Origin of the sequence: Mobilisporobacter senegalensis (assembly GCF_003752155.1) — a bacterium.
GTDB classification, from domain to species: domain Bacteria; phylum Bacillota; class Clostridia; order Lachnospirales; family Lachnospiraceae; genus Mobilisporobacter; species Mobilisporobacter senegalensis.
Window position 1 is genome coordinate 177,272 of the sequence record NZ_RJVG01000003.1, and the last position, 17,952, is coordinate 195,223.

22 protein-coding genes are annotated in these 17,952 nt (G+C 32.7%); 3 read left to right on the forward strand and 19 right to left on the reverse strand.

All coding sequences use genetic code 11. The features are described 5' to 3' along the window. Positions 1 to 124 precede the first annotated feature (124 nt). The 7 genes from EDD66_RS06230 to EDD66_RS06260 form a co-directional block, all read right to left on the reverse strand. Positions 125 to 1,432 carry an MATE family efflux transporter gene (locus EDD66_RS06230; protein WP_123608699.1) on the reverse strand — a complete coding sequence of 436 codons (1,308 nt, stop codon included), beginning with the start codon at positions 1,430 to 1,432 and terminating at the stop codon, positions 125 to 127. Between the two features lie 214 nt (positions 1,433 to 1,646). Next, complete coding sequence (locus tag EDD66_RS06235; protein WP_123608700.1) at positions 1,647 to 2,336, reverse strand: hypothetical protein; 690 nt, start codon at positions 2,334 to 2,336, stop codon at positions 1,647 to 1,649. Positions 2,337 to 2,379: 43 nt separating this feature from the next. Further along, positions 2,380 to 3,018 carry an NAD(P)H-dependent oxidoreductase gene (locus EDD66_RS06240; RefSeq protein WP_123608701.1) on the reverse strand — a complete coding sequence of 213 codons (639 nt, stop codon included), beginning with the start codon at positions 3,016 to 3,018 and terminating at the stop codon, positions 2,380 to 2,382. Next, complete coding sequence (locus EDD66_RS06245) at positions 3,015 to 3,518, reverse strand: flavodoxin family protein (RefSeq protein ID WP_123608702.1); 504 nt, start codon at positions 3,516 to 3,518, stop codon at positions 3,015 to 3,017. Before EDD66_RS06245 ends, EDD66_RS06240 begins: the two co-directional genes overlap by 4 nt. Positions 3,519 to 3,680: 162 nt before the next feature. Next, positions 3,681 to 4,598 carry a DMT family transporter gene (locus EDD66_RS06250; protein WP_123608703.1) on the reverse strand — a complete coding sequence of 306 codons (918 nt, stop codon included), beginning with the start codon at positions 4,596 to 4,598 and terminating at the stop codon, positions 3,681 to 3,683. Positions 4,599 to 4,810: 212 nt separating this feature from the next. Beyond that, positions 4,811 to 5,239: an Hsp20/alpha crystallin family protein gene (locus EDD66_RS06255; protein WP_123608704.1), complete on the reverse strand. Its 429-nt coding sequence runs from the start codon at positions 5,237 to 5,239 to the stop codon at positions 4,811 to 4,813. Positions 5,240 to 5,560: 321 nt separating this feature from the next. Then, positions 5,561 to 5,890, reverse strand: coding sequence for a LysM peptidoglycan-binding domain-containing protein (locus EDD66_RS06260; protein WP_170164266.1), 330 nt, complete (start codon positions 5,888 to 5,890; stop codon positions 5,561 to 5,563). Between the two features lie 244 nt (positions 5,891 to 6,134). Between EDD66_RS06260 and lexA the strand changes: the two genes are divergently transcribed. Then, positions 6,135 to 6,752, forward strand: a complete 618-nt coding sequence (gene lexA, locus EDD66_RS06265) for a transcriptional repressor LexA (protein ID WP_123608706.1) — start codon at positions 6,135 to 6,137, stop codon at positions 6,750 to 6,752. Between the two features lie 85 nt (positions 6,753 to 6,837). Here lexA and rsfS read toward each other — a convergent pair whose 3' ends face one another. The 8 genes from rsfS to rplU form a co-directional block, all read right to left on the reverse strand. Beyond that, on the reverse strand, positions 6,838 to 7,194 hold the full coding sequence (gene rsfS / locus EDD66_RS06270; protein ID WP_123608707.1) for a ribosome silencing factor: 357 nt from the start codon (positions 7,192 to 7,194) through the stop codon (positions 6,838 to 6,840). Between the two features lie 19 nt (positions 7,195 to 7,213). Continuing rightward, positions 7,214 to 7,795: a bis(5'-nucleosyl)-tetraphosphatase (symmetrical) YqeK gene (gene yqeK, locus EDD66_RS06275; protein ID WP_123608708.1), complete on the reverse strand. Its 582-nt coding sequence runs from the start codon at positions 7,793 to 7,795 to the stop codon at positions 7,214 to 7,216. A gap of 35 nt (positions 7,796 to 7,830) precedes the next feature. Continuing rightward, positions 7,831 to 8,445 (reverse strand): nicotinate-nucleotide adenylyltransferase, encoded by a 615-nt coding sequence (nadD, locus tag EDD66_RS06280; protein ID WP_123608709.1) that lies wholly within the window; start codon positions 8,443 to 8,445, stop codon positions 7,831 to 7,833. A 10-nt stretch (positions 8,446 to 8,455) separates the two neighbouring features. Then, on the reverse strand, positions 8,456 to 8,743 hold the full coding sequence (yhbY, locus tag EDD66_RS06285; protein ID WP_123608710.1) for a ribosome assembly RNA-binding protein YhbY: 288 nt from the start codon (positions 8,741 to 8,743) through the stop codon (positions 8,456 to 8,458). Positions 8,744 to 8,860: 117 nt separating this feature from the next. Next, a complete protein-coding gene (gene obgE, locus EDD66_RS06290) occupies positions 8,861 to 10,147 on the reverse strand; it encodes a GTPase ObgE (protein ID WP_123608711.1) in 1,287 nt (428 codons plus the stop codon). Between the two features lie 294 nt (positions 10,148 to 10,441). Then, positions 10,442 to 10,729, reverse strand: coding sequence for a 50S ribosomal protein L27 (gene rpmA, locus EDD66_RS06295; protein WP_123608712.1), 288 nt, complete (start codon positions 10,727 to 10,729; stop codon positions 10,442 to 10,444). A 44-nt stretch (positions 10,730 to 10,773) separates the two neighbouring features. Continuing rightward, on the reverse strand, positions 10,774 to 11,094 hold the full coding sequence (locus EDD66_RS06300; protein WP_123608713.1) for a ribosomal-processing cysteine protease Prp: 321 nt from the start codon (positions 11,092 to 11,094) through the stop codon (positions 10,774 to 10,776). Between the two features lie 12 nt (positions 11,095 to 11,106). Further along, positions 11,107 to 11,415: a 50S ribosomal protein L21 gene (gene rplU / locus EDD66_RS06305; RefSeq protein ID WP_123608714.1), complete on the reverse strand. Its 309-nt coding sequence runs from the start codon at positions 11,413 to 11,415 to the stop codon at positions 11,107 to 11,109. Between the two features lie 228 nt (positions 11,416 to 11,643). Between rplU and EDD66_RS06310 the strand changes: the two genes are divergently transcribed. Continuing rightward, a complete protein-coding gene (locus EDD66_RS06310; RefSeq protein WP_408632103.1) occupies positions 11,644 to 12,009 on the forward strand; it encodes a desulfoferrodoxin family protein in 366 nt (121 codons plus the stop codon). Between the two features lie 208 nt (positions 12,010 to 12,217). Then, positions 12,218 to 13,456 carry an alanyl-tRNA editing protein gene (locus tag EDD66_RS06315; RefSeq protein WP_123608716.1) on the forward strand — a complete coding sequence of 413 codons (1,239 nt, stop codon included), beginning with the start codon at positions 12,218 to 12,220 and terminating at the stop codon, positions 13,454 to 13,456. Between the two features lie 143 nt (positions 13,457 to 13,599). On the opposite strand, the gene ybaK is transcribed toward EDD66_RS06315, so the two are convergent. From ybaK to EDD66_RS06335, 4 genes are read right to left on the reverse strand one after another with little or no spacing between them, the layout of a single operon-like run. Further along, on the reverse strand, positions 13,600 to 14,079 hold the full coding sequence (gene ybaK / locus EDD66_RS06320) for a Cys-tRNA(Pro) deacylase (RefSeq protein ID WP_243115313.1): 480 nt from the start codon (positions 14,077 to 14,079) through the stop codon (positions 13,600 to 13,602). Positions 14,080 to 14,085: 6 nt separating this feature from the next. Then, a complete protein-coding gene (locus EDD66_RS06325; protein ID WP_123608717.1) occupies positions 14,086 to 15,279 on the reverse strand; it encodes a ribonuclease E/G in 1,194 nt (397 codons plus the stop codon). Further along, positions 15,280 to 16,056: a TIGR03936 family radical SAM-associated protein gene (locus EDD66_RS06330; protein ID WP_123608718.1), complete on the reverse strand. Its 777-nt coding sequence runs from the start codon at positions 16,054 to 16,056 to the stop codon at positions 15,280 to 15,282. After that, complete coding sequence (locus EDD66_RS06335) at positions 16,034 to 17,908, reverse strand: TIGR03960 family B12-binding radical SAM protein (protein ID WP_123608719.1); 1,875 nt, start codon at positions 17,906 to 17,908, stop codon at positions 16,034 to 16,036. The genes EDD66_RS06330 and EDD66_RS06335 overlap by 23 nt, the downstream gene beginning before the upstream one ends. Positions 17,909 to 17,952 lie beyond the last annotated feature (44 nt).

Sequence of the window (17,952 nt, forward strand, 5' to 3'; positions counted from 1 at the left end):
AGTTATAATATGTCGATAAAATAGTTAAGTGCTAATGAGATTTAAAACAGAATAACAAAAAGCTTCCATTATGAAATCGGAATAATTTCATAATGGAAGCTTTCCTTAGTATAAAATAATACAATTATTTTCTTATAAATAATTTTCCCATATTCCATAATGTAATGAAACAGGTAATGAATTCTGTACATGCAAAAGCCAGCCAGACACCATTCATTTTAAAGAAATATGATAATATGAAAGCAAAAGGGACGATGGCAAAGAGGCCTCTTGTTAATGATATCATTAATGCACTCATTGGTTTTTCAACGGAACTTAAAAATGCTGTTAATACAACATTAAATCCGGCAAAAAAGAAACCAATAAAATAGAAACGAAGTCCTCTTGAAGCAAAATCTGATAAAGCAGAGATATTATCTTTATTAAAGATAGATGCAAGTTCCCCGTTAAATATAAATACAAAAATATACATAACTATTGACAGAATCATGGTTAAAATAATTGTATACCGTAATATTTTTTGTATGAGAATATGATCTCTTATCCCATGATATTTACTGACCAAAGGCTGTATTCCCTGCGCTATTCCTGTAAATATGGCAATTGCCACCAGTGCAAGATTGGCTACTATTCCATAGGCAGCGATTCCTATATTGCCTTCTATATTTAATATAAGGAGATTAAATACAATTAAGACAACACCTGAAGATACTTCTGTAACAAAAGCTGAAAGACCAAGTTGAAATATATCTGACACTCTGGATAACTGGAATTTACATTTGATAAAATGAAATTGATTTTGTTTTTTGATCATGTGAGTGGTCAATATTAAAATACTAATGATTGGCGCAAGACCAGTTGCAAACGCTGCCCCAAACATCCCCATATTTAATGGGAATATAAAGATATAATCAAGTACGATATTTGAGAAACTGCCTATTAACATGCCTGCCATTGATAATTTGGGGCTGCCGTCATTCCGAACAAAGGCAACCAGTATATTATTCAGTAAAAAAAAAGGAGCAAAGCAAAATATGGTTTTAATATAGACGTTAGTCATGGCAAATATATTATCACTGGCACCTAACAAGCGGCTCAGGTAGGAGGAACCAAATACTCCCAGTACAAGGAACAGGAAACCTGATATGAAACCAAGAAGTATTCCGTGAGTAAAAGCTATATTTGCTTTCTCTTCTTCTTTTTGTGCTCTTAATATGGAATATCTGGTTGCACTGCCGATTCCTATCATTAATCCGGTTCCGCTAATGAAGCTGTAGACAGATATAGCAATATTAAGTGCAGTCAGACCATCTGCTCCAAGACCATTTGACACGAAAAATGTATCAGCGAGAATATAACAGGATAGGCCGATCATCCCTAATACATTCGAGATTACGTACTTTAAAAATGTGAATAATACTGTGTTTTTCATAAGTTGTCCTCCAAGCCAATAAAAAAGTGCCCATACACCATCCCTACTAAGACCTACAGGAATGGGTCTGAACACTTATAATTCTCATTACCCGGTGGCAATGAGATAAGTTTTAATATTATTTTAGAAGTATACCATAAATACTATTTTTATTCAATATTAGAATGTTACATTTTGTATGATTCCGATAGTTTTGAGCATTATATGAAACATTTTATATTCCATGGTGAATTAATTGAACAGAATCCTCGCTATTATATAATTCATATTTTACATCTTCCCAGTAATACTTAGACTCCATAATCTGGTCAAATGTTTTATTATTCTGTAACTCTAATTTGATTTGTTTTTTAATAGTTATTTTATTTCCAAAAGTCTGATAATTTTCTTCCAATTCATAATATTCAATACCAGTATATTTTTGAAGTGATTTAGGTGGAAATACTCTGACTGCAAATTCATTTTTACTTCGTCCATAGTCAATTAACTCTAATTCTATGTTTAGATACATGGAATTATCTATTGCAAAAATTGAGAATTCTTCTTCTTTTATATCCATTGTCTTTAAGCCATTATTTCTTAACCAATAATAACTTGTTATAGTTGTATCTAAAATAGAGTTCGTTACTGGTGTGATGATTATAAAATAGATCAATAGAATGCCTATTTTATTTCTATATTTATACCTTTCTAATTGGAAGAGTCCTCGAAAGCTTATAATAATAAGGATCAATGGTACAAGTCCTGCCAGATGAAGATAGCCGCTATTAAAATATATTGGTCTTATGATATACTGAATAATAGAGTAAGAATCATGAGGAAGTCTATGTGTTATGATTGATATTATAAATAATAGGCTCAAGTACTTATAGAATTTCTTATTTTCTTTGCTTACTGTATTCATCCCCTTTCATTGATACTTAAGAATTAAATCATAAGATGGAATGTTATAATTGACGGAACAGATCCTTTACCTTTAGGCCATTGGCTTTAATCTGGTCTCGCCAGCCCTTGTTCCCACCTAAGATATATAAAAATCTTGGAAAATTTGGAGTTACAAATATATCATTATCAGATTTGTAATCTAATATATTCTTTACTAATTTATGCAATGCATTACCCAGATTCTTTTTAGGACCATGTCCAAGAGGAATATTTTTGATTGAGATCAACATACCACCTCCGCCTACTCCAATCCCCTGTCCCCAGGACAGTCCGGATTTCGTGGACCAATTTCTTAATATCTCAATTGCAACTTCATTTTGGCTCCCTTCGAAAAAACCACAATTTATTACTCCATAAACTTTTATATTTTGGGGTCCCTTGGAACAAAAAAACTCCTGGAGGGATTTTAAACAGTATAATAAATTGGAAGGTATTCCATCTACATATAAAGGAAATGCAAAAACCAGTGCATCATAACGATATAATTCTTCTTTTACATTTTCATTGATCTGTGGTTTATATAATTCGTATGTATCAACCTCGGCATTTTTATCAGTTAATAGTGACTTCAATATTTTCAGTAATTCACCAGAAACACTATCCTTAACTTTGGGACTTCCATTTATAAAAGCTATTCTCATATTGATTCCCCTCCCATATCTTCTATGCTATTATAAAATGAGACGGAATGTTCTAACGCATTAAAATTAATTGCATTTGCATTTATTAGCTTGGTAGCTGTTTCTTTCTCCTCTGAAGTAATATCACTGCCATAAAACCACGCTTTTAATTTTATCCTATCCTTATATCTAAGTTTATGATGCATTTTACCCTTACGGATAACGAAATATGGATGAATAAAAGATATTCCTCTATCTAATACATTTTTAGTGAAATCACTAAAACCTCCATAGAAACACTCACTAATAATATGCATCTCATTACATTTGGATAATAGTTTACCTATATTTCCATATTCATCACGAAGAACACAGCTGCCAGGTGTTTTGATCCAACATCCGAAACAACCGATACAATTCTGAATTGGAGCATTATTAGAGATCACTAAAATATCTTTTGTTATATTGGGAAACAATCTCGTAAATTCTTCTTTGGGTAAATCATGTATTAATAATTTCAATTTATAGGCATCCTTTCTTCTATTTATTATATTCATCCATACAGTAATATAAAAAATGTTTACAAAATTTAACTTTCATTATTATACCACATTATGCCATTATATGTAACTTATATAATAAAACCTCTCAAACTTTCAATTTTGAGAGGCTTTGTAGTAATATTAATCCAGTTCTACTTTATTTAGCTTTTCCACTTTTATATTTCCCTTCATTCCGGCAACTATTACACCTACAAGTATGAAAAGGGCACCAAGTATTCCCATAATTGTAATTTTTTCATCAAGTATAATACCGGCGGCAATCATTGTTACAAAAGGATTCACATATATGTAATTATTCGTTGTTATAATTCCAATTTTTTTAGTGGCAATGTTCCAGGCTACATAGCAGATACCACTTCCTAAAACACCTAAGAAAATCAAACTAAATAGAAAGGAAGGAGTCGTAATTTGTTTAAAGGGAAATGGAGCGCCTTCCAGGAATAATAGGGGAAAGGTTGTGATAAGTGAATAAAAAACTACTTTGCGTGTTAAGTAAACAGAATCATATTGCTTTACATTTTTCTTTAAAATTACGGAATAGATTGCCCAGCTAAGTGCTGCGCCAAAAGATAGAATATCTCCCAAAGGATTTAACTGTAGTACTACTGTCCCATTAAAAACAACAAAAGCAACTCCGATAAATGCAATCATGGATCCCAATATTACTTTATTATTTACTTTCTCATCTTTTGTATAGAAATGAGCTAAGATCGCGGTTAATAAGGGTGCTACAGATAAGAGTATACTTACATTTGATACAAGGGTTATTGTAAGTGCCTGATTTTCACATAAAAAATATATGGTTGTCCCGGTAATGGCAAGAGAAAGAAAGACAAGCTCTTCTTTCCAGGTGGTTTTCTGGATTTTATGATTTAAAATAAATAGAGTGATATAAGCTATAATAAATCTCATAATCATAACCTGAAGGGGCGTAAATTCCTCTAATAATAATTTACTTGCTATAAATGTAGTTCCCCATATAATGATAGTTACTGTGGCTAAAATATGTCCTATTAATTTTTCTGATGTGGTTTTCATTTTATGATTCTTCTTTCATTGTGATTTAAAATTCATTATACTATGTATTTATTAACGTTTCTAGTAAAATTAGCAAAAAATATAAAAAGGATTGGTTGGAAAATAAGTATCTAAAGTGCAGATAAAAATAAACTATATATTTCGTTTTAAGAAATATATAGTTTATTTAAGCTATCCTGTCTTTGGTTTATAAAGGTACATCATAAATTAAACTATTCTATTGTGATATATTTTTTATCTTCAATTTCTGGAATATTAGTCATCTTAGGTATTTCTAATTTAAGCACTCCATTTGAAAAATTTGCTTTAATTTCTTCTTCAGTAATTTTGTCTCCCACATAAAAACTTCTTCGGCATGTTCCGCTGTAACGTTCTCTGCGTATATAGTTTCCGTTCTTATCATTCTCTTCTTTTTCTTCATTATGGGAAGCCTCAATTGTTAAATAACCATCTTTTAATTCAGCTTTAATATCTTCCTTTGCATATCCGGGAAGTTCAATTTCTAATTGATATTTATCACCTAGCTCCTGAACATCCGTATTCATTATTCTGTTGTTGTTCATAAATTTAAATGGAGTTGTAAATGTGTCATTAAAGAAATCCTCGAAAAAGTTCTTTTCAAAAATACTTGGTACTAACATGATTCATTCCTCCTTGTTTGATTCATTAAATAGTTATTAGTTATATCTGCTATATAAGTAATATAACAGATATAACTAGCAATGTCAATAGGTGAGTGCTGATTTTTTTAAAAATGTTATATATGTCATTAAGGATTGTAATCAAAAAGATATTGCAAATTAAAATATAAATTGAAAAAACTCCAAAGAAATGAATCATATATCAGATCTTCAGAGTTTTTTCGTCTTTTGATTATAGGTAGTATATATAAATTAAGGTACAAGCAAATATAGTAATAACTTATGTAAAATAAATTAATGATTCAAGCTCCCGCTCTATATTCACAATTCTACATAATGGGGAATGATAAGATATTGATCTTCATGAATGGTATCTGATGTAAGACCGTTACATTCTTTTATTTCTTGTATATATTCATTACGATCGGAATATTCTTCTGTCATATATTGGCCTGCAATGCTCCAAAGAGAATCCCCTTTTTTGATCAAAACACTAGTGACTGTTTTCGTTCTATTATTATCACCGGCATTCACAACTATCTTTTTAGGAAATATAAATATAAGTAAAGCTATAATGGTTATTATAGTTACTGTGATTATTAATGCAATTCTTTTCATGAGTAATGAATTTCTATAAACTCTTCTATTCATAATAATTCCTCCTATAAATACGAACACATATTCCGAACAAATGTTTATGCTTGAATTATATCGAACAAATATTCTGTTGTCAATACTTTTTTTAAATAAAACAGAACATTTGTTAGCAAACATTCGTTTGCATTTAAAAAAGCTTTATGGTATAATAATCACGATAGACAGATTAGTCCGTAATGCTGCATGGCATAATCTGCATTAATGAGTTAAGAATCAATTAGAATGGAGGCGTAATTCAATGGGCTATGGCAAAATCAGTGCAAAGCAAAAAGAGATACTTGAATATTTAAAATCAGAGATATTGAATAAAGGATATCCACCTGCAGTTCGTGAAATATGTGAGGCTGTTCATCTGAAATCTACTTCATCAGTACACTCTCATCTGGAAACATTAGAAAAGAATGGCTACATAAGGAGAGATCCAACAAAACCCAGAGCAATTGAGATTATGGATGATGAATTTAATTTAACACGACGTGAAATTGTGAATGTTCCAATCATAGGAACAGTTACTGCCGGTCAGCCCATCCTTGCAGTAGAAAATTTAGATGGCTACTTTCCTATGCTATCAGAATTTATGCCTAATAAAGAAACTTTTATGTTAAAAGTTAAAGGGGACAGTATGATTAACGTTGGGATTTTTGATGGGGATAAGATTCTTGTAGAAAAACAGCCAACGGCAGAGAATGGCGAAATTGTAGTAGCATTGGTTGATGATTCCGTTACGGTTAAGACTTTTTATAAAGAAAAAGGATATTTTAGACTTCAACCTGAGAATGACTCAATGGACCCAATTATTGTTACAGAACTTAATATCTTAGGTAAAGTAATTGGTTTGTTTAGAATGTTTCAATAGTTAGCTAAAATTAAATAAATAAAAAAACTCTATGCAATGACTGATCAGAAATCTGAATTATTGCATAGAGTTTTTTCTATTTATTTTAATCTTCTAATTGTTCTCTGGATATGGTCTTTCCATCTCTCCAGATTCTTTCTAAATCATAGAATAAACGATCTTCTTTTGAAAATACATGGATAATGATATCACCATAATCCATTAAAATCCAACTAGATGTGTTAATTCCTTCAATACGTTTCGGTTCATATCCGTTTCTTCCTAAAACACTATCAACAGAATCGACTAAAGCAGTTACCTGTGAAGCATTTGTACCATTGGCAATAATAAAATAATCCGCAATAATTGAGATATCACCAATTTCAATAACTCTTATATCCTCACCTTTTTTTTCACTTAATGCGTCGTATGCTAATTTTGTCATTATTTTTGATGTACTCATTGTTGCTCTCCTTTATTTCTTAATGGGTATTTAAGTATTTATAATATTCAAAAGCCTTCTTGGTTCTAGGGTCAATTTCCCTTGTACTTTCTTTTTGGAGGAAATTTAATGTACTTTCTAATATAAGATAAGTTGCTTCATCCAGGCTATCATAAGATATTTTCCGGATTTTTTTTAATCCGTGAATCCTTTTTCTGGATGGTTCAATATAATCAGCCACGTAAACAATTTTTTCTAAAAGCGTCATATCAGGTTTTCCCGTTGTATGATAAGTAATTGCATCTATAATATCTTTATCACTAATATTATATACATTCTCAGCAAAAAATGCACCTAATTTAGCATGTAACAGAAATGCACTTTTTTCTTCTGTTTCTGTTACAGGAATGAAATTCTTCCTGCAAAGTGTAAGCATTTCCTCATCAGGCATATATTTTGCACAATCATGTAAAAGTCCGGCGATTTGTGCTTTTTGGATATCACATCCATATCTCATGGCAAGATTTGCACAGGTATATTGCACTCCCAATGAGTGTATAAATCTTTTTGGCGGTAGAATATATTTTAATTTTTCTTGAAGCTCTATTATACTGTATTCCATAAAAATTATTCCTTTATATGATACCTTTACCTATATTAAGTACGGTATAAATTATTCTCATAAATATAGTCTTCCACTGGTTTAGGAACATAATTACAAATTGAATGATGATTTTTAATACATTCCCTGATATGTCTTGATGAAATATCAATTGGAGGCATTTCTATTAGTTCAATATTTGTATTATAGGTACTATTAAGATACTGAATCCGTTCTGTAATATTCTCATTAGATAGAGTATTGCGGGATGCCACAATAATTTTTGCCATCTCCATAATTCTTGCAGGTTCAAGCCAGTCTTCTAATTCGAATAAACTATCTGCACCAAGAATAAAGTAGAACATTTTATCTTTTTCAGTTTTGGTCAGATAATCTAATGTATCTACTGTATAAGTGGTTCCTCCCCGTTCCAATTCTAAGGTAGATAGAACAAAATCAGGGATATCTGAGATTGCAAGGGAAACCATATCCACCCTATGTTTATCAGATATAATAGTTTTAAGTTCTTTATGAGGTGGATTCTTAGATGGCATGAAAAGTATCTGATCTAATTTAAATTGTTCATAAGCTCTGGCAGCCAGTGCTAAATGTCCGTTGTGAATTGGATTAAATGTACCACCCATGATACCAATTTTCTTTAAGTTTTCCATAACTTAACCTCTATGGTAGAATAATTTTCTTTTTCTCTTTCGATTCTCTATATAATATAATTTTTTTCCCTATCACTTGTACTACTTCTGAATTTGTTCGTTCAGCAACCATACCCGCTATCTCTTTTGGATCGTCCATACAATTTTTTAAAACACTTATTTTTACCAATTCCCTGGCTTCAAGTGCATCGTTGATCCCTTTTGTGATTTCAGGAGTCAGGCTGGATTTTCCTACTTGATAAATAGCATCTATATTCATAGCTAAACCTTTCAGATAGGCTCTTTGTTTACTTGTCATTCTATAGTCTCCTTAATACATTGATTTACAAAATTATAAATCATTGCAATTTATAATTTAACAGACTCGAGAAATTCTGTGAATTTCCCTCGTTGACTATTATAAATAATTTTTCAATTATTTATAATAGTCAAATTGTAATTCATACATTTTAACAGTATCCCCTTCTTCAATTCCTAAAGCTTCTAATTCATCCAGAATATTATTTTCCTTTAAGAAACGTTGAAAGAATTCAAACCCTTTTTCTGAATCAAGATTTGTATAACCAAGCATACGCTCAATTCTAGGGCCTTCTACTGTAAATTCGTGATCTCCTGTTTTTTCAACAGTATACGGTTCATTTGCATAATCTACTTCTTCAGGGAAGTATTCTCTTTCAAATACTATAGGTGTAGAATCTAATTTTGATAACATATCATGAACATGATATAAAAGTTCCTTCACACCTTTGCCGCTAACAGCAGATATTGGGAAAACTTTGATACCCATTGGTTCAAATTCTTCTCTTAATAGCTCCATGGTAGTTTCTTCATATTCACCATAGAATACGTCAATTTTATTTGCTGCGATTACCTGGGGTCTATTTGCTAACTCGGGATTATAAGCTACTAATTCTGAATTGATTTTCTTGATATCATCAATGGGATCTCTGCCTTCCGTGGATGCTGCATCAACCATATGAATAATAACTTTCGTTCTCTCAATATGTTTTAAGAATTCATGTCCAAGACCAACTCCTTCAGAAGCGCCCTCAATCAGACCAGGAATATCAGCGATTACAAATCCATCTGTACCTTCAAGGTCAACTACTCCCAGGTTTGGATTTAATGTTGTAAAATGATAATTTGCTATCTTAGGTTTGGCATTGGTTACTCTTGAAAGAAATGTAGATTTGCCTACATTAGGGAATCCAACCAGACCCACATCTGCAATAACCTTCAATTCAAGGATAACATGCATCTCCCTGGCTGGTTTTCCAGGTTGGGCATATTTAGGTACTTGCATTGTTGGCGTCGCATAATGTTGATTTCCTTTTCCGCCACGCCCGCCTTTTAAGACAACTTCTCTTTTATTATCATGGGACATATCAGTAATTACTTTACCGGTTTCAGCTTCTTTTACAACGGTTCCTGGTGGAACCTTAACAACCAGGTCAGAGCCATCACTACCGTGACAATTTCTCTTTCCACCGTTTTGCCCATCTTCTGCACAGTATTTTCTAATATGTCTGAATTCATTTAATGTATTAATTCCTTCATCGACTTCAAAAATCAAGTCGCCGCCACGTCCTCCATCACCGCCATCCGGTCCTCCGGCTGGTACAAATATTTCTCTTCGAAAACTCACATGGCCATCGCCACCTTTTCCCGATCTTATATATATTTTTGCACTATCTGCAAACATTTTATCACCTCTTATTTCTTAGTTTAAAAACTGAAGTAATTTATTTTATTATTATTTAGAATTTACAATATATTAAGTATTATCCACTAAGTAATATTTAATATATTGTAAATTCAATAAATTTTAATACAAACATTTTTAATATCATAATACAAAAAATAAATTGCTTCAACCTTTAAACATTAATACTTATAAAAAATGGAAATACATTTGTGAAATTTTAAAGCCCCAAATCCAAAAGTATTAGAATTTGGGGCTTGAATACATTCGATAAAAAGAAAACTTTCTATTGCATTATTTAGCTTCAACAGGGTATACAGAAGCTTGCTTCTTATCTCTACCCTTTCTTTCAAATCTTACAACACCGTCAACTAAAGCGAATAAAGTATCATCGCCACCACGTCCAACATTAACGCCTGGGTGAATCTTAGTTCCACGTTGTCTATAAAGAATATTACCAGCTAAAACAAATTGTCCGTCAGCTCTTTTCGCACCTAATCTCTTAGATTCAGAATCTCTACCGTTCTTAGTAGAACCAACACCTTTTTTATGAGCGAAAAATTGAAGGTTCATCTTTAACATAGCCTTACACCTCCTTGAGTGCACATTTACAAAATAAAAATATTCTATAATGTTAGTTTGATATAATCATGTCCATAATCTTCGGCAATTCCTTGTAAACCAAGGACCAAAGATTTTAGTAATAAAATTGATTCATTACTGATTCTGGTTAAAACATTAAATTCTATTAATCCACTTTCTTCATCCATAATCAAATCGAATTTATCAGAAGTAAATGTCTCAATGGAATTAATAGTATTTATGACTAGAACTGAAACAGCTGCACATACTATGTCTTGACCTTTATTGGCAAAACCTGCATGACCAGAACTCTTAAAGCCTGTATAAACACCATCTGCATTCTTGTAAATAGATATATTAATCATATCTCTACCTGATTATGCGTTAATTTTTTCAATTTTAACTTGAGTATAAGCTTGTCTATGACCGTTTTTCTTGTGATATCCAGATTTTCTCTTGTATCTATAAACGATAACTTTTTTACCTTTACCGTCTTTTACAGCTGTTGCTGTAACAGTCGCATTAGCTACTGTAGGATTACCTACTACTAATTCACCATTATTCACTACAAGAACTTGATCAAATGTAACAGTTTCTCCAGCTTCTACACCAAGCTTTTCAACATTAATGATATCGCCTTCGGCTACTTTGTACTGTTTACCACCTGTTGCTATAATTGCGTACATATGGCACCTCCTATTATCATTACTCGCCAACTTTGGTGTCTGATTTCCTAAAGAAATGCAGAACTTTAGAACCTCGTTGTGCGGCACACTAGGTAATACTAGCATGTTTGTTTTAATTTGTCAATATTATATATTATAATTATAATGAAAGTATAAGTAAATTTATATTTCTTATACTATTACAGCAGTGAATAAAAAACTAAAGTAAAAAGGAGTGTTACTATGGCAATTAAATTTTTTATTAGTAGAGGCACTGATACTATCGTTGAAGTAGTACAGGGGGATGATAAAAATTTCAGCGAAGAATCCATGGCTGAAATTGTACCTAATACAAGTGAAGGCGCCGGTGAAAAACATCTTCCTGTGATCACAGTATCTGGAGATATGGTTACTGTTGAAGTTGGCAGTGTGGAACATCCAATGACGGAAGAACATTATATTCAATGGATCTATTTAGAAACCAAATGTGGTGGACAGATAAAATATCTTAAACCAGATGATGATCCAAGAGCAGAGTTTACTTTAATTGACGATGAAGTAATATCCGCTTATGAGTATTGCAATATTCACGGATTATGGCAATCAGTTTTATAATAATTCATTATATAAGTCTGGAAGCTATAAAAACCAGATAAAATTAATAAATATATCCTTTAAAAAGAGATGTTTCAAATTTATATTGAACTTCTCTTTTTTCTATTCTCAATACTAAAGAAATCCGTTATAATATTCTGTGATACAGCTCCAAAAGATGTAGCAGCTTCCTAAGTGTTAAGGAATAAAATAAGAAAGAGGATATAAAATGAATACTTATGAAAATACCAAAAGATTATATTATATGGATAGTCATATGGCTAAGTTTGAAGGCAGGGTTTTAGATTGTATAAAAAAGGATGGATCATATCTTGTGGTTCTGGACCAAACTGCATTCTTTCCGGAAGGGGGAGGGCAATCTTCTGATAAAGGTGAATTTAAAACAGCCTCTTCTTCTATCGCTATGGAAGTAATAGATGTGCAGGAGGATAACGATATTATATACCACACAGTGACAGAGCCAATAGAAATCGGAACTGCTGTGACAGGATATATTGATTTTGATAGCAGATTTCAAGCTATGCAGCATCACTCAGGGGAACATATTGTATCTGGATTGGTTCATAATGAATTTGGATATGACAATGTAGGGTTTCATATGGGAAGTGATGCGATAACCATGGATTTTAATGGGATATTAAAAGAAGAAGACATTAGAAAGATTGAGTACCTTGCCAATGAAGCAGTCTATAAAAATGTCCCTATTATTGAAACGTATCCATCGACAAAAGAGTTAAAGGAATTAGACTATAGAAGTAAAAAGGAATTAACTGGTCAGGTGCGAATTGTTTCTATACCAGATTCCATAGACAGAGATGGCAATATATCAACGTCATATTATGATGTGTGTGCCTGTTGTGCTCCTCATGTATATCGTACCGGAGAAATTGGAATCATAAAATTAATTTCTTATATGAAATATAAAGGTGGGACCAGGGTAAGTATGTTGTGTGGTTTTAAAGCACTTGAAGATTATAATAAGAAAGAAAGTAATGTTCTTTCCATCTCTTCTCTTCTATCTGCAAAACCTTATGAAGTCGCAGATGGGGTAAAACGTATTACTGATGAAGTGAATTCATTAAGAGGAATCATCTCTGGCTTACAGGGACAATTACTGGAATATAAAGCAAAAGAAATTCCGGATAGTTCTAAAGACATCTGCTTATTTGATAATGATATTGATTCTGGTAATCTACGAAGATACTGCAATATCATTATGGAGCGCTGTTCTGGCATTGTCATTATATTTACTGGTTCTGATGAAGCTGGTTATAAATATATTATTGGCAGTAAAACAGAAGATGTCAGAAATATTGGAAAAGAATTAAATGAAGCTTTTGGTGGACGTGGTGGTGGATCAAAAGATATGGTACAAGGTTCTGTTGTTGGAAATCAGGAAGATATCAAAGAATTCATAATGAAAAAAATAGATTTATCTGATGACTAGTAACTGAAACACTCCCGCTTTTAAAGTGGGAGTGTTTCATTCATCAAATTCATGATATCCTTCTTTATATAATCTAAAAAGAAATTTTCAAAATATTTTTGTTTGCTCTTAAAGTATTTCTTTCTTCAATATAAATTGCATTCTTATTCCGTCAAATCACATTCTATAGCTTCAATAAATTTAATCAAATCCTCTGGATTACAGATCATCTGACATCCTCTGACACCTGCGCTTACACTGATTTCATCAAAAAGGATGGCTGATTCATCAATATAGGTAGGATATTTCTTCTTCATACCAATTGGAGAACAACCACCACGAATATAACCTGTGAGTGGTAAGAGTTCTTTCACATGGATCATTTCTATCTTTTTATCCCCTACAAGGACAGCAGCTTTCTTTAGATCTAATTCTTCATTTACCGGGATGCAAAACACGAGAATCCCTTTCTTCTCTCCTCTTGCAATCAGGGTTTTAAATACCTGTTCTGCCGGCATATTAATCTGTATTGCCACATGTTCTCCTGCAAGATTCTCTTCATCCACTTCATATTCCATTGTTCGATATTCTATCCTAGCCTGGTCTAATAGACGCATAGCGTTGGTTTTCATTGGCTTTGACATAATTACTTAACCTCTTAAATTATATTGCTCAAGTAAAGGCTTGCGAACCTTTTTGCGTGTGACTTCAACTAAATCCAAGGCTGTCATATCAACTACAACTGTTTTAATGGGATCTTTACTTAAAAGAATCCGCAATTCTTTCATTAATATGGCTTTATTATTATTATCTTCCATATTAATAAAATCGATAATAATGATCCCGGAGATGTTACGTAGTCTTAGTTGTTTTGCTATTTCTTTGGCAGCCTCCAGGTTGATTTTAAGAAAAGTTTCTTCTGCTTTCTTTTTCCCGGCAATTGCTTTGCTGGTATTTACATCAATAACAGTTAACGCTTCCGTGGGCTGAATGATCAGATTTCCACCGGATTTAAGCCAAACCTTTTCCCTTAAAGCATTTTCGAGTCGACTGTCTACGCTGTATAAGTTACTAAGACTAAGCAATGGGTCCTCATATATCTGAAGTTTATTCAAGTCTTCTTTTTGAAAGCTATTCAGATAGTCCTGAATTTGTTCAAAGATTTTTTTATCATCGGTAATAATTTTATCAATCTGTTCAGAATATCCATCCCGGATTTCGCAGATATAATTTTCAGGTGTTGCATAAATCAAAGAAAAACGGGACTTATGAATTCCATATTCCTTAATATCCTGGTAGAGAGAAACAAGGGTATTGATTTCTCCACGAATGAATTCTTCCCTGGCGCCAGAGGAGTTGGTACGAATGATAAAACCGTAAGCCGGATTTTTATATTCTCCAACAATATTTTTTAGTCTGGTCTTTTCCGTTTCCTGATTGATTTTATTAGAAGTTCCAATCATAGTTTTTCCATGAGTTAAGACAACATATTTCCCAGTGAAATTAAGATTGCAGGTAACCACCGGAGCTTTTGTTTTTACTCCCTCCTTGCTTACCTGGACAATAATTTCATCTCCAATATTTATCTTGTCATTATTCTTCACATTACAAAAGATCGGGTGCTCATTCTCCTCTAAAGAGAGATAACACATCACACCCTCTGCAATTTCAACAAAGGCAGCATTAATATTCTTAACAATATTTTTTACCTTACCTACATAGATATTACCAAGAATACTTAATCTGCTGGTATCGTCTACATTTACCTGTATCATATCCTTCTCATCATATAGAGCAGATATGATTCTATTCTTTTGCCTTGTTATAATTAGTTTATAACCCATTTATAAAACCTCGGTTCCTAAATCATTCAGTGATACTAATCTTCTTTCTTCTTCTGTTCCTATATCCCCATATACTTCTAATCTGTGATATTGGAATGCATATTCATTAAATACAATTCCTGCATACTGGCAAAAGGCATCCATAACAAGTTCTGGTTTAATATTGGTTACACTTCCTGTTGCAAGCTGTAAATATACAACAGTACCGTTCTCATAGACATCGGCAACAGAGGCTGCTTCATTATCATTACGCCCGGTTTTTTTGAAAAATTCAGTCTTTTTAAAAGCAGTTTGATAAATAAAAGGTTTGATATCCATCATTGTTTCACTCTTCTTTGTTTTCTTAAGAATTGTGATAGTATCCTGTGATATAAAATCAGAAAATCTTCCTTCAAAATCATCTGTAAATTCATAACCATCTTTAAGAGAAATTAGATAGTCTGCAGCAGCCACAATTGACATTGCATTCTTAGAATCATCAGATAATTCCTTGAAACTTAAAATATTAAATCCCTCAGACATAACAGCATTAATTTGTTTTATCATCTCTTTAGAGGAATCACTACTGCTTAACTGCACATCAAGATATTCAGAGTCACTGGTTAAGCCAACACCAAGTGGTGCTGCAAATGATATTATTTGATGAGGACTATATCCCTTGGAATATTCAACATTAATTCCGCATCTTCGGAATGCTTTTTGAAAATATCTCATTACATCAAGATGCCCAATAAATTTCATGGATCCGGATTTGCTAAATTTGATTCTGGCTTTCATAGCAGACACCTCCTTCAAAAACTTTTGCACCACAATTTGCACAGGCCTGTCTACAATTTGGTGTTACTTTTTCACCTTTGGCACGTTTGTATTCTCTTAACAGGAATTCCTTGGTTACACCAACATCAATGTATTCCCACGGGAATATTTCCTCTTCACTACGTTCTCTACAAGTGTAGAATAATGGATCAATCCCATTGTTTTCAAAGGCTTTTATCCATTCTTCATATTTAAAATGTTCTGACCAGGAATCATATAAACATCCAGCTTTGTAAGCATCATAGATAATTTTACTGATCTTACGGTCTCCTCTTGCAAGAACCCCTTCCAACATTGTGAGTTCTACTTCATGCCAGTTATATTTAATACTCTTATAGTTAATCTGTTCTTTCATCTTACGGTTCAGGAAACGCTGTTTCTCTAAAAATTCTTCACTGGAATCCATTCTTGCCCATTGAAATGGGGTAAATGGCTTTGGAACAAAGAAAGAGGTACTTGATACGATACTTACTCTTCCATTCCTTGTTTCTTTCGGCATATTTTTATAATATTCTCTCGCGATCTTATCGGAAAGAATTGCAATTCCTTCAATATCTTCCTCTGTTTCTGTCGGGAGTCCTAACATAAAATATAGTTTAACACGGTTCCAGCCTGCATAGAATGCTTCTAAGGCTCCTCCAAGGATGGCTTCTTCTGTTAATCCTTTATTGATAACATCACGAAGTCTTTGAGAACCAGCTTCCGGAGCAAAGGTCAGACTACTTTTCTTTACATCCTGTACTTTACTCATTACATCAAGAGAAAATGCATCAATACGTAAGGAAGGCAATGATATATTGACTCCTTTAGAGCGGAATTCATCAATTAAAAAATAAGTTAGTTCTTTTAGCTTAGAGTAATCACTGGAGCTTAGAGAACTGAGTGAAATTTCTTCATGTCCGGTAGATTTTAGCATCTTTCTGGCATATTCTTTTAATATTTCAACATCTCTTTCCCTTACCGGACGATAAATCATACCTGCCTGGCAGAAACGACACCCGCGGATACATCCTCTTTGGATCTCAAGAACGACTCTGTCCTGAGTTGCTTTAATATAAGGAACCAAGGGTCTCTCCGGATAATAAGTGTTACTTACATCCATCTCAATCTGCTTTTTGATGGTATCCTTTGCATGATTATTATTCTTTGTAAATGATCTGACTGTGCCATCTTCATTATATGTTACATCATAGAATGCCGGTACATAGATCCCTTCTATTCCGGCCGCTTTTTCTAAGAAGGAAAGCCTGTTTCCACCTTGCTTTTTATTTGCTTTATAAGCATCTAAAAGTTCTGAATATACTGTTTCGCCCTCGCCAATATAGAATAGATCAAAGAAATCAGCAATCGGTTCCGGATTATAAGTACAGGGTCCTCCACCTAATACAATTGGGTCATCCTCACTTCTGTCTTTTGAATAGATTGGAATCTGTGATAATTCCAGAATCTGAAGAATGTTGGTATAACACATTTCATATTGAAGAGTGATACCCAGGAAATCAAATTCTTTAATGGGATCCTGACTTTCTAATGCAAAGAGAGGTATGTTTTTTTCTCTCATAATCTTATCCAGGTCAACCCATGGAGAATATACTCTTTCGCAATAAGTATCTTCTCTGCGGTTAAACATATCATAAAGAATCTGTATACCAAGATGTGACATTCCTATTTCATATACGTCAGGAAAGCACATACAGAACCGTATATCTATTTTATTTAAATCTTTCACGGACATATTTACTTCATTCCCTATATATCTGGCCGGCTTATCGACTTTTAATAATATTTCATCGGATAGTGCAAGTTTTCTCATCTATCTGTTCTCCTATTCTAATAATACCACAACATTCACTTCGT